Raw genomic sequence first — 13,859 nt, forward strand, 5'->3', positions numbered from 1 at the left:
CGAGCTCACCGGCCAGGTTACGGGGCTCGGGGTGGTACGCGTGCTCGAAGCCGTCCGGCTCGTGGATCCCGCGATCCGTTTCTACCAGGCGTCGTCCAGCGAGATGTTCGGCCAGGTGCGGGAGACCCCGCAGAACGAGGAGACGCCGTTCTACCCCCGCAGCCCTTACGGCTTCGCCAAGGTGTACGGCCACTGGGCCACGGTGAACTACCGCGAAAGCTACGGTCTCTACGCAGCCAGCGGGATCCTCTTCAACCACGAGAGCCCTCGGCGCGGCCGAGAGTTCGTCACCCGCAAGATCACCGACGCCGTTGCCCGCATCAAAATGGGGCTGGCGTCCGAGCTCGCGCTCGGAAACCTGGACACGTGCAGGGACTGGGGGTTCGCCGGCGACTACGTGGAGGCCATCTGGGCGATGCTCCAGCGGGACGAGCCCCGCGACTACGTGATCGGCACCGGAACGGCCCACAGCGTGCGCGACTTTCTCGAGGCGGCGTTCGGCGCCGTGGACCTCGACTGGCGCGCCTACGTCGTCCAGGACCCCGCGTTCATGCGCCCCGCCGAAGTCGAGCACCTCGTCGCCGACCCCACCCGCGCACGCGCCGAGCTCGGCTGGACGCCCAAGGTGGACTTCCAAGGCCTCGTTCGCATGATGGTCGACGCGGATCTCGACCGGCTCCGCCGGGGCGCCCCCCTCGCTGACGGCTGATGCGACTTCTGGTCACGGGAGCCGACGGCTTCGTCGGCCAGCACGTCCTCACGGCGTTGCTCGCGCGCAGGCACGAGGTGGTCGGTTGCATAGGCGGGCACGTTCCCACGCTCACGACTCTCGCGAAGGAGGACGGCGATCGTGTGGACTGGCGGACCCTCGAGCTCACCGACCCCACCTCCACCCGCGAAGCCATCCTCGGGGCCGGGGCGGAGGGCCGCCTCGATGGGCTCCTGCACCTGGCCGCCGCTTCCTCCGTGTCCCGCTCCTGGGGGGATCCCGGGACCATGTTCGCGGTCAACGTGACCGGCGCCCTACACCTCCTCGCTGCTCTGCGTGAGCTCCCGGACGGCGCGCGCCCGGAGGCAGTCGTGCTGGTGGGGTCCGGCGAGGCGTACGGCCGCTCGGGAACCGAGGAGAAGCCCCTGACAGAGGACACCCCGCTCCGCCCTATAAACCCCTACGGCGCCAGCAAGGCCGCCCAGGAGATGATCGGCTGGGCCCCCGGCCGCCTGGAAGGCGTCCGCATCGCCATGACGCGCAGCTTCACTCAGACCGGACCGGGCCAGAGTGCCACCTTCGTCGCCGCCGACTGGGCCTCCCAACTCCTGGCCATCCGCGCCGGCGCACGCCCGCCCGTTCTGGAGGTGGGCGACGTGGAAGTCGTGCGCGACTTCCTCGACGTTCGGGACGCCGCGGACGCGTACGTCGCCCTCCTCGAAGCGCCGGAGGCGGCGGGAGCGTTCAACGTCTGCTCCGGCCGCGGCGTCACCCTCGAAGCCCTGCTGGAGGGACTCCGACGCGCCGTTGGAGTGGACGTGGAAGTTCGGGTCGATCCGGCCAGGCTCCGTCCCGCCGACATCCGCTCGCTGGTAGGCGACCCCGGCCGGATTCGCGTCGCGACCGGCTGGCGCCCGCGGCGAGAGCTGCAGCAGACGCTGCGCGACCTGGTCGCGTTCCTGGAGCAGCGCGGCGCGGCTCGCGGCGCACCGTGATCGCTCGGTCGGCCGACGTGTATCGCGGACGCGGTCGGCGCGCGCGAGCCGCGGGCCCCGAGGTCCGGGCCGACGCCTGCCAAGGCGAGAAGAAGATTCGATGACAAAGAAACGTTCCCGGACCGCGCCGCGCAGAACCACCCGATCGGAACGCCGCGCGGACGCGGCGCGCGGATCCGGTGCCGATGCGCGTGCGGGCGCGACCGCCGGCGAAGCGCCGGCGATCGGGGCGGGGCTCGCGGCCGCCATCTTCGGCGCGCTCTCGCTGGCGTACTTTCTGTCCGCGCTGCTGCCCGGGGGGCACCTCTTCGGCAGCGACTACTTCGCGGCGTCCTATCACTACATGGAGTGGCTGTCTGACGAGTTCGCGCGCGGCTCCATTCCCAAGTGGCTGCCCTACGTCTACGGGGGCATGCCGTGGTTCGCCAACGCGGGCGCGACGTGGTACCCGCCCCGGCTGCTGGGCGACCTCTTCTTGCCGGCGTACAAGCTGTTCGCGTTCATGTACTTCGTGCAGGTGGCCGCGGCCGGGACCGGCGCCTTCCTGCTCTTCCGCGAGCTGCGCTGCCGCCCCTGGGTCTCGCTGGTGTCCGCGCTGGGATTCCAGTTCACCGGCCTGATGCTGTCCTTCACCTACGCCGGCCACGACGGGCGCATGATCGTCGCCAGCTTCGCGCCGCTGTTCTTCTTCTTCCTGCACAGGGGGATCAGAACGGGGGGCCTCGGCGCTTTCGCGGGCGCCTCGGCCACCCTCGGCGCGGCGATGCTGTCCAACCAGATCCAGAGCGTCTACTACCTGCTCATCGCGGGGGCGCTGTGGAGCGGCTTCGCGCTCTGGCACATGGGCCACCTGCGCGCGCCGCGGGCGCTCGCCCGGCGGGTCGCCCTGGGACTGGCAGCCGTGGCGCTCGCGTTCGCCCTGGCCGCGGTGAATTTCCTCCCATTCCTGGGCTACGTGGACGCCTCTCCGCGCGGCGGTGAGGGCCGCGGCCTCGAGTACGCCACGTCCTGGTCGATGGCGCCGGCCGAGGTGCTGTCCATGGCGGTACCGGAACAGGCCGGCATACTGGGCGACTACCGCGGCGACGCCCCCGGGGCCAACCCGTTCAAGCTGCACACCGAGTACGTGGGGGCTTTCGCGCTGCTGCTGCTGGCGCTGGGGATGTTCTACAGCCGCCGGGACAAGCGCTGGTGGTTCTTCCTGGCCCTGGCGCTGTTCGCGCTGAGCGTCGCGCTGGGACGACACACGCCCATCTACCGGCTCTACTACGAGTTCCTGCCTGGCACCAAGCGCTTCCGCGCGCCCTCCATTTCCTTCTTCCTGGTCGCGTTCTCCCTGGCCGCGATGGCCGCGCTGACGCTGGAGAGGTTGGCCGCGCTGCGGGGACCCGACGCGCGAGGTCGGTCGGCGCGAAGGGGGACCCGGGGCGAGGCGGGAGGGTCGGGGATGCGAGTGGAGCGAGCGCCCTGGGTCGCGTTGGGCGCCGTCGCTCTGGCGCTCGCGGGCGCCGCCATCGGACCCGGTTCGTCCTGGGCGGCCGCCAACGCCGGGGCGGGGTGGCTGCGCTTCACCGCCTTCGCCGCCGCGATCGCCGGGATCCTGTGGCTCTGGATCGGCGCGCGCGCGAGCACCACGCTGGTCACCGTCCTCCTGGGCGTGACGATCGTGGCCGACCTGTGGATCGTCGACCGCAACTTCTACGAGATGGCGCAGCCCCCCGGCGTCCACTTCCGCGCCGACGGCGTCGCCGACTTCCTGGCGCAGGAGGCCGCCGGCACTGCGCGCGTGTGGACCCTGCCGAGCCTGGCGCAGCTGCCCGCCTACCGCGGCCAGACCAACTACCTGATGCGCTTCGGCGTGGAGCAGGTCACGGGCGAGCACGGCAACCAGCTCCAGCGCTGGAACGAGTACCTCGGCGCGAGCCCGGTGACCTACACGGACCAGCACAACGTCCTGGGCGAACTCCAGCGCTTCGCCACCTCCGGGGGAACCGCGGCCACGCCCCTGCTCAACGCCGCCAACGTGGGCTACGTCGTGGCCAGCGCGAACGTGGGCCTGCCCTGGCCCGTGGTGTTTCAGGACGGTTCCGGCGTGGTCTACCAGAACCCCGCCGCGCTGCCCCGCGCCTACCTCGTCCCGGGCGCGCGCGTGACCGGTCCCGACGGCAGCCTCGAGGCGATCAGCGCGCCGGACTGGGACCCGCGCGCCACGGCTATCCTCGAGATCGAGTCCGGCGTGTCGCTCGCCGACGGAGGCGGGAGCGCGGGCGTCGCGCAGATCCTCGAACATCAGAGCGACCGCTACCTCCTGCGCGTGGACGCGCGGGCACCGGCGATACTGGTGCTGGCCGAAACGCACTACCCGGACTGGAGGGTCCGCGTGGACGGCGACGACGCGGAGCTGCTGCGGGTCAACCACGCCCTGATGGGGGTCGCGGTCGAGCCCGGTGAGCATTCCGTGGAGCTCGCGTTCCGGCCCGACGCGTTGTACCGCGGCCTGTGGATTTCGTTGGCCGCGCTGCTCCTGCTCGTCGCGGTGGGCGCCTGGTCAGCCTGGGCTGCCCGCCGGCCTCGCTCGCCTCGACCCGAGGCGGGGCCAGACGCGGCCGCCGCGTGACCCGGGAGAGGGCGCCCGGCATCGGGGTCCCCGGAGCGCCTTCGCTCACGCCCCCCAGGGGGCCCCTCGCGCGCGCCCTCTCCTGGCTGCTCGTGGCGGCCACGCTGGGGTTCGTCGGGTGGGCGTTCGTCCAGGGCTGGCCCCGCGTGGCGGAGCACGATTGGCGCCTGCGGCCGCTCCTGTTGCTCGCGTCGACGCTGCTCGTGACCGCCGTCATCGTGTCGGCCGCGCTCGTCTGGGGCCGCGTCCTGCGCGGCTTCGGCGCCGACCCGGTTCCCTCCCCCGCGCTGGTGCGGATCTGGTTTCACAGCAACCTGGCGCGCTACGTCCCGGGCAAGATCTGGCAGTTCGTCGCCGCCGCCGACCTGGCGCGAGCGCGCGGCCTGTCCCCGGCGCTCATGCTGATTTCGCTCATCGCCTTTATGGGATTCGTCCTCCTGGGCGCGGCGGTCGTGGCCGCCGCCGCCCTCCCGCTACCCGGCGTGCCCGCCGCCCTGACGGGCGCGCTGGCTGCGGCGCTCGCCGTGGCGCTCAGCCACCCGGCGGTGGTTTCGACGGGGGTCCGGCTGATCCCCAGGCGACCCGCCGACCTGCGCTGGCGAGCGAGCTGGTCCACGGGCGTCGCCATCCTCGCCCTGTGCGTGATCTACTGGATCGTCTTCGGCGCGGCCTTCGTGCTCTTCCTGGAGGGAGTCGTGGGGGCGCCCGAAAGCGCATGGGTGGCGCTCGTGGGCGCCAACGCGGCGGCCTACCTGGTGGGCTACGTGGTCATCGTGGCGCCCGCGGGCCTGGGCTTCCGCGAAGCCACCCTCACGGCGCTGCTGGGGGGCATCCTGGGTTCCGGCCTGGGCGACGAGCGCGCGCTCGCGCTGGGGGCCGTGGTGGCGCTGGCCAGTCGCCTGTGGATCGTGGTCGCGGAGCTGCTCGGGGCCACCGGGTCCCTGGCGATCGACAGGCCACGGTCCTCCTAGTGGACCGTTACAGTCCACTAATCGCGCCGGGGCCTGCGCCGGTCGATCTCGGCGTTCTGCTCGGCGATCAGTTCGGCGAGGATGCCGAAGCCGAACATGAGGAAGCCCACCGTCTCTAGCAGGACGACGAGGTAGAGGAAGGGTCGGTAGCCGAACGGCGTCGCTATCTCCAGTAGCCGCAGCGCGATGGTCACCAGGCCCACCGCCACGCCCAGGCTCGCCAGCGCGAGGCCGCCGAGCCCGAAGAAGATCATGGGTTTGCGCGCGAAGAACAGGAACACGGACACCGACGCCAGGTCCAGCAACCCGACCAGGATCCTACCCTTGCCCCCGTACTTGGACTCCCCGTGTCGGCGCGGCAGCAGCTCGATGTCGATTTCGGTCGCGCTGAAGCCGCGGGCGTGGGCGAGGACGACGAAGAACCGGTGCCAGTCGCGGCGCAGCGCGATCTCGTCCAGGATATCGCGCCGAAAGGCCTTCATTGAGTTCATGTCCGACACCGGCACGTCGAACAGGGCCCGACTCAGCCGGTTGTAGATCCGCGACACGAAGCCTTTCTCGTAGTGCCCGACTTTGCGGCCCGTCACGATGTCCCAACCCTCGTCGAGCTTGGCCAGGAAGCGCGGGATCTCCTCCGTGCTGTGCTGGAGGTCGGCGTCGAAGAGCACGAGCCAACGCGCGTCGGTCGCTTCGGCGGCGCTCAGAAGCGCTTCCGTCTTGCCGAAATTCCGGCGGTGCCGCACCAGACGGAGCGCGGGCCACTCCGCCGCGTGCTCCTCGACCAGCTCCGCGGTGGCGTCGCTCGAGCCGTCGTCCACCACCACGACCTCTCCGCGCAGTCCGTGTCGGCGGAAGGTCTCCCGCAACTCGCGGATCAGGTCCGGGACGTTGGCCGCCTCATCCAGGGCCGGCACGACGACGCAGAAGTCGTCCTGGGGCCGCGCTCGTTCCACGGCGCCGTCGGAGCTCACGTCGCCCAGTATGTCTAGGGTGCTATCGTCCATTGTCAGACGCGCTTACGCATCCTGGCGGAGAGTATTCCCAGTTGGTCTCTGTACTTCGCGACGGTGCGCCGCGCGATCTGAACGCCCTCCTCCTTGAGGATGTTCACGATGGCCTGGTCGGTGAGGGGCTTCTTGGTATCCTCATCGTCGACCAGCGAGCGGATCTTGGCCTTGATCCCGCGGGCGCTGACGTCGTCACCGGAATCGGTGGAAAGACCACTGGAGAAGAAGAACTTCAGCGGCAGCACCCCGCGCGGTGTCTGCACGAACTTCTCGTTGGTCACGCGCGAGACGGTCGATTCGTGCATGCTGATGACTTCGGCTACCTCGCGCAGCGTGAGCGGCTTCAGGTACTGCACGCCCTTCTCGAAGAACTCGTGCTGCCTGTCCACTATGAAGTTCATCACCTTCAGCATCGTCTGGCGCCGCTGCTCGATCGCCTGGATCATCCAGTTGGCGCTGTTGAGCTTGTTGGAGATGAACTCCTTGTTCTCGCCCTGGAACTGCTTCTTGTCGCGGGCGATGTCGCGGTAGGCTCTGGACAGGCGCAGGCGCGGCAGCCCGGTGTCGTTCAGGAACACGTGGTAGCGTCCCTCGATCTTCTCCACCACCAGATCGGGCGTGATGTAGTTGTCGCCGGGTGCCGCGTACCGGAGGCCGGGCTTGGGGTCCAGCTTCGCCACGGCGTCGGAGGCGTCCTGCACCTCCTTGGCCGTGATGGACAACTCCTTGGAGATCTCCGACCAGCGGTGGTTGATGAGTTGGTCGTAGTGCTCGCGCACGATGTTGTATGCGAGGGTGTCTTCCCTGCCCTCGTCTCGGAGCTGTAGCAGGATGCACTCGCGCAGATCGCGCGCGCCGATCCCGGGAGGATCGAACGCCTGAATGGTGGCGAGCATCGTCTCCGCTTCCTCGAGCGTGAAGGGCGGGATTTCCTCGCCCAGGTCCTCCGCCAGGCCCTCCCCGCTCTCCTCGATCCAGCGGTTCAGCGGCTCCACCACCTCCTCGAGCGAACAGCTCAGGTAGCCCGATTCATCGATGTTGCCGATGATCTCCTCGCCCAGGAGCTGCTCCCGACCGTCGAGCGGCAGCAGCATGAGTTGATCGCGCAGGTGATCGGCTAGGTCGCGGGTATCGACGCGCACGGGCTCGTAGTACTCCTTGGCCTCGTACTCGGCCTTGCGGCCGCCGGCGTCGAATCCGTCCAGGAGGATCTCCTCCCAGTCGATCTCGTCCTCGCTCTTCTCTTCCTTGTCCTTCTCCTTCTCGTTCTGCTCCTCGATGAGCTCGTCGTCGGACGTGAGCGGCTCCTCCAGCTCCAGGAAGGGGTTGTTCAGCATCTCCTGCTTGATGTGCTGCTGCAGGTCCAGGAGCGGCATGTACAGAAGATCCATCGCCTGGTAGAGGCGAGGGTTGATCTTCATCTCCTGCCGAAGAGTGGCGCTCTGGTAGAGTCCCGTCTTCATGCCCGTCCCGTTTCAGGAGCCCCTGCTCCGTAGCTCGGACCGACGCCGGCGTCGTGCGCATCGCCCACCGGCACGGAGGCGCGTCTGCGCGGCTCCCGGTAGCGCTCCCGCATGCGCGCGGTCAGCGTCGGACCGAAATAGATTTCGGCGACTTCGTCGTTCCACACGAGTTCGGCCACCGTGCCGCTCTCGCGTACCCGTCCATCGTACATGATGTAGGCGCGGTCCACGATGTCGAGCGTCTGCTCCACGTTGTGATCGGTAATGACCACGCCGATGTTGCGGTGGCGCAGATCGGCGACGATCTGCTGGATGTCGTGCACGGCTATGGGATCCACGCCGGCGAAGGGCTCATCCAGGAGCATGAACTTCGGCCGGCTCACGAGCGCCCGCGTGATCTCGAGCCTGCGTCGCTCTCCGCCGGACAGCGAATAGGCCTTTGCCTTGCGGAGGTGTTTCAGGGCCAGCTCATCCAGCAGCGACTCCAGCCGCGCCGAGCGCTGTCGATCGCCTCGGCGGGTGCGACGCCAACGGCCCTCGCCGTCCATGCGCTGGGTCTCCAGGATCGCGAGGATGTTCTCCTCCACGGTGAGGCGCCGGAAGACGGAGGGCTCCTGCGCCAGGTAGCCGATGCCCAGCCTGGCGCGCCGATACATGGCCATCCGGTTCAGCTTCGTGTCGTCCAGGAAGACCTTGCCGCGGTTGGGCCGAATGAGGCCGACCATCATGTAGAAAGTGGTCGTCTTCCCCGCCCCGTTGGGGCCCAGCAGGCCGACGATCTCGCCCTGCGAAACGTCCAGCGAGACGTCGTGGACGACCTTCCGTTTGCGGTAGATCTTGGTGAGCGACTCGGCCCGGAGTGTCGATTTCCCTTCCGCCTCGGGCCCCGCTGGCCCCGAGCGCGCGGTCGTCCGAGCCGCGTACGCCAGCCTGCGCGTGAACGCGTCGAACTCGGCCTGCACTGCCGCCCTGCGCGGTCTCAGCTCCTGCCACGCCGCGGGGGTGAAGCGCACGCCCTCCCACGCTTCGTCGTCGGGTTCGGGGCGCGCCAAGCTCCAGTCCGCCAACCGGCGCAGCACGTGCTCCCGCAGATACCTCGAGAATTCCCCCACTTCCTGGTCCGGTCCCGCGTGCCACACAGCGCCCTCGGCACCGGCACCCGAGCGCGGCGTGGCGGCCCGCACCGAGGCCAGCCAGCGCCCCCTGTCGGCCAGGCCCTCGTCGTCGGCCACGCGCAGAAGCTCGGCGACCGCCACCGTCAGGGAGGAGTCGTCCTGGGCGCGCAGGCGTTCTCGCAGCGCGTCGAGCCGGACGGGTCGCGCGGGCCCGGTCACGGCGCCCGCCCTTCTCCGGAGCGCGCAGCGCCCGACGATCCCTGGGCCGGCCCTGTCGCCCCAGCGCCGGCGCCGTCCTCATCCGCCGGAGCCGGCGCGGGGCCAACCTCCGAGGTAAGGTATAGGCCCCTCAGCTTGCCCTCGGCCTGGACCTCGCGCGCCTCGCCGTCGCGCACCAGCATGACGATGCGCCTGGCGATCAGGTAGTTGATCGTGAGGTCGCCGGCGGCGGCTCCGGCCACGTGCGACAGCGCGCTCGCCGGTACCCCGTGGCCCACCGCCGTGAGGCGCTCCAGCACCTGCTCCACGGAGTCCGCGGGGGCGGTTGAATCCGGCGCGAACTCGGCCACCACCGTGTCGCCTCGCACCCACTCGTCGGCGTACTCAGCGGGCAGCGCCGAGGCGGCGAGCGAGTCCGCCAGCCGGACGCCGTGGGCCACGCCTACCGCGGTGAGCGTCTGGACGCGCTCGTCCGGGGTCAGCACGTGCAGCGAATCCGCCCGCACCTCGAGCCCCTCCGCGCGCGCGAACACCTGCTCCACATCCTCCGCCCCCGCCTCCTCCCCGCCCGCTGCCTCCGCGGCCTGCCCGAGCAACGGCTGGCCCGCGACCGCGGCCGGCTCTCGGCGCGCGCGCGCCCCGTCTCCGGGTACGAGACCGGGCTCGGCGCCGCGTCGTACCGGCGCCGCGTCGTCGGCTCGGCCCGACGGCGGAGTCGGGCGCGCGGCCGCGCCATCGCGTCCGGGCGCGGGCCCCGGCGCCGCCTCCCCCGAGACCGAGTCGGCCGCCTGCTCCTGCGGGGGGGGAGCGGCGCTGACGCGCGGCACGCGACTGCGCGCCTCCAGGCTCTGCAGGAGATCGCCCTCGAAGAACAGCGTCACCTCGGGTGCTTCGAGGTACAACTCGTCGCCCTCGAGGACGGCGTGGCCGAAGGCCGAGACTTCGCGGATGGAGCCCTCGATGGTCAGCGCGTCGATGCGGTCGCCTGCCAGGTCGTAGCGGGCGCCGTCGATCCGGGCTTCGCCGTCGATGATCAGCTGCCCGGTGGCGTCGTCGAACTCCAGCGCCTGCCCGGAGCCGCTCAGGTCTTCGCCGCGGCTGAACTCCGCGTTGCCGAGCGCGCGGAAGATGTTCGAGCCCACCAGGACTATCGAATCCGAGTCCACCTCGATCGGCTCGCCGCGCTGCGCCGGTGTGCCGAGCGCTCCATCGGGGCCGCCGTCGGACGTCTCGCCGTACAGGGTCGCGTGCGGACGGCCCAGGATGTGGGTCTCGATCGGCGTCCCCACCACGTCTCGCCGCCGCATCTGCGTGCCGCGGATCTCCGACCCCGAGGCCAGGTCCGTGAGCACCACCGATCCGCGCGCGAGCATGAAGCCGTCCGCCGTACGCCGCTGGAGCCAGTCGGTGCGCAACTCCTGAACGGAGTCGCGGTACAGCACGTTGCCCTCCAGCCGGACCTCCCGGCGGGTTTCCAGGACCGTGGCCCGCCGGGACCGGATGAGCACGCCGCCCCCGCAGCGGAACACCACCGGCCCCCCGAACTGCTGGATGACGCCCAGCCCCGCGCTGGTGAACTGGTTCAGCGTGCCGCCGCGCACCAGCGTACAGCGTCGCGTACGGCCCTGCGCGGCGGCGTCGGAGGGCCCGCCCGTGGCCAGGCCGGCGATGGCGATCGCGGCGATCAAGCGACGAAGGGTCGTCGCGCCGAAGGCGGGGGCGCGCGTACGCATCAGAAGTCGATCTGGATTCCCTCCGCGGAGGAGTCGTTGACGCGCACGTTCTGGAACTCCGCGTCCGCGCTGAAGCCGCTGCCCCGAGTGGTCCGGCCGGGCTCCACCATCACGAAGTCGACGTCCGACCAGACCCTGTCCGCGCCCGGGTCGTAGTGCAACTCCTCGGTGCGAATCGTGCGCGATCCCCCCTGCGTGACGACCAAGGCTCCACCGCGCGCGATCATGGCCTGCGTACGCGTGTCCAGGGTCCCCGTCTGGGACGTCACGTGCGCGCGCTCCCGACCGTCGGGCGAGTACACCTTCAGGTCCACTCCGAACAGGTGCACCGCCGTGGAATCGTCGAAGAAATGTGCGCTGTCGGAGTCGATGACCGCTTCGCGCACGCCGTCGACGGTGACCTCGTGGTGGAGGGCGTACATGACCTGACTCGCCACCATGCCCGGGATGTCCCCGCCGGTGGGCTCCGGGCCCAAGCCGTCGCACGCCGCGCACGCGGCCAACAGCACCACCGCGGCGCGCACCGCCCCGGTCACGCGGCCCCGGCGCGTAGGAGGTCATGCAGGTGGACCAGGCCGACGAGCCTCCTGGCGTCGTCGACGACCGGCATCGCCATGATCCCGCGGGTCTCCATCTCGTGCACCGCGGCCGCGCCCAGGTCGTCGGCCCGGCACACCCTTGGGGTGCGCGTCATGACCTCCGCCACGGGCGTGGCCAGGGGGTCCGCGGACCGATCCATGAGCCGCGTCAGGTCGCCCGCGGTGACGACCCCCGCCAGCAGGCCATCGGCGTCCAGCACCGCCACGGTGCCGCGCCGCCTCGCGAGGAGCACCACGCAGTCGGCCATGCTGCCGCCCGCCGGCATCGTGGGCAGCTCCTCCGTCTCCATCACGTCGCGCACGCGCGTGCGCAGCTTGCGCCCCAGCGCGCCGCCGGGGTGGATGCGGGCGAAGTCGTCGCGGCCGAAGCCCTTTTCGCTCAGCAGCGCGACGGCGAGCGCGTCGCCCAGCGCCAGCGTGACCGTGGTGGAGGTGGTCGGCGCGAGGTCCATCGGGCACGCCTCCTCCTCCACCGCGCAGTCGAGAACGATCGCCGACGCGCGCGCCAGCGAGGAACGCGCCCCCCCGGTCAGCGCCACCACCGGCACGCCGAAGCGGACCAGGTGCGCGATGAACTCCATGAGCTCGACGGATTCGCCGCTCTTGGACAGGATCAACGCCACGTCGTCGGGGCCCACGATGCCGAGGTCGCCGTGCAGGCTCTCCACCGGGTGGAGGAAGAACGCGGGCGTGCCGGTGGAGGTGAGCGTCGAGGCGATCTTGCGGCCGATCGCGCCGCTCTTGCCGATGCCGGAGACGATGACGCGGCCGCGCGCAGCGGCGATGCGCCGCACCGCGTCCTCGAAGGAGGCGCCGATCCGGCCACCCAGCGCCTCCAGCGCCCGCGCTTCCGCCTCGATCACCGCGCGACCCGAGTCCACCGCGGCCGAGCCCCGCACCCCCTCCGCGATGCGCGCCTTGCCCGTGGCCGCTACGGTCGCGTCACCCGGCACGGGACATCTCCCCGGCGTCACCGGGAGTCCGCGAGCGCTCGTAGGCTTCGATCACCCGCTCGCGCTGGCCGCGCGCGTCCAGCAGCGCCTCGGCAAACTCCCTGACCGCGCCGCGCCCGCCGCCCAGGCGGGTGGTCCAGTGCGCTACGTCGCGCACTTCGGCAACGGCGTTGGCGACTGCCACCGCCAGGCCGGCGCGGCGCAATAGAGGCAGATCGGCGAGGTCGTCGCCCACCACCGCTGCGTCCTCCCAGTCGACGCCGTGCTCGGCCAGGATCCGCTCGGCGACCTCCAGCTTGAATCCCCCCGAGACCTGGTTGGCGCGTACGCCGAGTTCGCGCGCGCGCATGTCCGTCGCGGGCGACTCGCGCCCACTCAGCAGCTCCACGCCCAGCCCCGCGGCCACCAGCAACTTCACGCCCAGGCCGTCCTGGATGTCGAAGCGCTTGAGCTCCAGGGGCTTCGAGGCGGCGCCGTCCGGCCGCTCCGCCGCCCCGCCCCACGTATCACCCAGGTAGATGCCGTTGTCGGTGAGCACGCCGTCCACGTCCAGGAGCACCAGGCGCACCCGCGCCGCGCGCTCGGCCGGAACGCCGTCCGACGGCGGGGAGACGTCGGGTGCGGCGGTCCGCTCAGACACCGGCGGCTTCCACGGTCACGGGCCGAGCGAGCGCTTCGAGCGCCCCGCGGACGGCCAGCACTTCCCGCAGCAATGGCTCCAGCCGGTCCAGCGGGAGCATCGTCGCGCGGTCCGACGGGGCGCCGGCGGGGTCCGGGTGCACCTCCAGGAACAGCCCGTCGATGCCCGCCGCCGCAGCGGCCCTGACGAGCGCCGGGGTGTGCTCCGGATCTCCGCCGCTCGCCCCCGCGGCGCGGCCCGGCCGCTGCACGGAATGCGTGCCGTCGAAGATCACGGGTGCGCCGGTCGCCTCCCGCAGCCGCGCGAACGAACGCATGTCCACCACCAGGTCGCCGTACCCGAAGAACGTGCCCCGCTCCGTGACCGCCACGCCTGCGGCACCGGCGGTCCGGGCCTTGGCCACCGCGCCGGTCACGTCCGCCGGCGCCATCCACTGCCCCTTCTTGATGTTGACGGGCCGCCCCGTGGCGCCCGCGGCCTCGATCAGGTCTGTCTGCCGGGACAGGAACGCCGGGATTTGCAGCGCCGCGCACACGGCGGCCGCCGGGGCCGCCTGGGCGGGCTCGTGGATATCCGTCAGGACCGGCAGCTCGCTCCGCCGCGCGACGGTCGCGAGGCGCTCGAGGCCCACCTCCAACCCGGGCCCGCGCTCGGCGTCGGACAAGCTCCTATTGGCCTTGTCGAATGAGGCCTTGAAGATGACCGGCACATCCAGGGCCACCGACGCCTCCGCGAGCGCGTCGGCTATGCGCAGGTTGAGGCCGTCGTCCTCCAGCAGGCACGGGCCCGCGATCAGGAAGAACGGGGCGTCGGCCGCGAACAGACCCCGCACGGACGC

General features: G+C 71.2%; 12 protein-coding genes. 4 read left to right on the top strand and 8 right to left on the bottom strand.

From position 1 onward, the window contains the following. The 4 genes from ABFS34_05225 to ABFS34_05240 all read left to right on the top strand — a co-directional run. Positions 1 to 709 (top strand): GDP-mannose 4,6-dehydratase (locus ABFS34_05225; protein MEN8374831.1); only part of this gene is annotated, 709 nt, incomplete at its 5' end. Then, positions 709 to 1,704 carry a GDP-mannose 4,6-dehydratase gene (locus ABFS34_05230; protein MEN8374832.1) on the top strand — a complete coding sequence of 332 codons (996 nt, stop codon included), beginning with the start codon at positions 709 to 711 and terminating at the stop codon, positions 1,702 to 1,704. The genes ABFS34_05225 and ABFS34_05230, both read left to right, overlap by 1 nt. A gap of 100 nt (positions 1,705 to 1,804) precedes the next feature. Continuing rightward, positions 1,805 to 4,321, top strand: coding sequence for a YfhO family protein (locus tag ABFS34_05235; GenBank protein ID MEN8374833.1), 2,517 nt, complete (start codon positions 1,805 to 1,807; stop codon positions 4,319 to 4,321). After that, positions 4,318 to 5,292, top strand: a complete 975-nt coding sequence (locus tag ABFS34_05240) for a hypothetical protein (GenBank protein MEN8374834.1) — start codon at positions 4,318 to 4,320, stop codon at positions 5,290 to 5,292. Before ABFS34_05235 ends, ABFS34_05240 begins: the two co-directional genes overlap by 4 nt. A gap of 17 nt (positions 5,293 to 5,309) precedes the next feature. Here ABFS34_05240 and ABFS34_05245 read toward each other — a convergent pair whose 3' ends face one another. The 8 genes from ABFS34_05245 to kdsA all read right to left on the bottom strand — a co-directional run bounded on the left by ABFS34_05245 (position 5,310) and on the right by kdsA (position 13,853). After that, on the bottom strand, positions 5,310 to 6,296 hold the full coding sequence (locus tag ABFS34_05245) for a glycosyltransferase family 2 protein (GenBank protein ID MEN8374835.1): 987 nt from the start codon (positions 6,294 to 6,296) through the stop codon (positions 5,310 to 5,312). A 2-nt stretch (positions 6,297 to 6,298) separates the two neighbouring features. Beyond that, a complete protein-coding gene (rpoN, locus tag ABFS34_05250; protein ID MEN8374836.1) occupies positions 6,299 to 7,762 on the bottom strand; it encodes an RNA polymerase factor sigma-54 in 1,464 nt (487 codons plus the stop codon). Next, positions 7,759 to 8,691 (bottom strand): LPS export ABC transporter ATP-binding protein, encoded by a 933-nt coding sequence (gene lptB / locus ABFS34_05255; GenBank protein MEN8374837.1) that lies wholly within the window; start codon positions 8,689 to 8,691, stop codon positions 7,759 to 7,761. Before lptB ends, rpoN begins: the two co-directional genes overlap by 4 nt. Positions 8,692 to 9,092: 401 nt before the next feature. Beyond that, positions 9,093 to 10,829: a hypothetical protein gene (locus ABFS34_05260; GenBank protein MEN8374838.1), complete on the bottom strand. Its 1,737-nt coding sequence runs from the start codon at positions 10,827 to 10,829 to the stop codon at positions 9,093 to 9,095. Next, positions 10,829 to 11,365: an LPS export ABC transporter periplasmic protein LptC gene (lptC, locus tag ABFS34_05265; GenBank protein ID MEN8374839.1), complete on the bottom strand. Its 537-nt coding sequence runs from the start codon at positions 11,363 to 11,365 to the stop codon at positions 10,829 to 10,831. Before lptC ends, ABFS34_05260 begins: the two co-directional genes overlap by 1 nt. Further along, positions 11,362 to 12,381 carry a KpsF/GutQ family sugar-phosphate isomerase gene (locus tag ABFS34_05270; protein MEN8374840.1) on the bottom strand — a complete coding sequence of 340 codons (1,020 nt, stop codon included), beginning with the start codon at positions 12,379 to 12,381 and terminating at the stop codon, positions 11,362 to 11,364. Before ABFS34_05270 ends, lptC begins: the two co-directional genes overlap by 4 nt. Beyond that, positions 12,371 to 13,021 carry an HAD hydrolase family protein gene (locus ABFS34_05275; protein MEN8374841.1) on the bottom strand — a complete coding sequence of 217 codons (651 nt, stop codon included), beginning with the start codon at positions 13,019 to 13,021 and terminating at the stop codon, positions 12,371 to 12,373. The genes ABFS34_05270 and ABFS34_05275 overlap by 11 nt, the downstream gene beginning before the upstream one ends. Then, complete coding sequence (gene kdsA / locus ABFS34_05280) at positions 13,014 to 13,853, bottom strand: 3-deoxy-8-phosphooctulonate synthase (protein MEN8374842.1); 840 nt, start codon at positions 13,851 to 13,853, stop codon at positions 13,014 to 13,016. Before kdsA ends, ABFS34_05275 begins: the two co-directional genes overlap by 8 nt. Positions 13,854 to 13,859 lie beyond the last annotated feature (6 nt).

It is taken from the genome of Gemmatimonadota bacterium (assembly GCA_039715185.1).
Taxonomy (GTDB): domain Bacteria; phylum Gemmatimonadota; class Gemmatimonadetes; order Longimicrobiales; family RSA9; genus DATHRK01.

Coding starts and splice junctions, on each gene's coding strand:
- rpoN (MEN8374836.1), bottom strand. CDS start 7,762: ATGAAGACGGGACTCTACCAGAGCGCCACTCTTCGGCAGGAGATGAAG.
- ABFS34_05230 (MEN8374832.1), top strand. CDS start 709: ATGCGACTTCTGGTCACGGGAGCCGACGGCTTCGTCGGCCAGCACGTC.
- ABFS34_05245 (MEN8374835.1), bottom strand. CDS start 6,296: ATGGACGATAGCACCCTAGACATACTGGGCGACGTGAGCTCCGACGGC.
- ABFS34_05260 (MEN8374838.1), bottom strand. CDS start 10,829: ATGCGTACGCGCGCCCCCGCCTTCGGCGCGACGACCCTTCGTCGCTTG.
- ABFS34_05235 (MEN8374833.1), top strand. CDS start 1,805: ATGACAAAGAAACGTTCCCGGACCGCGCCGCGCAGAACCACCCGATCG.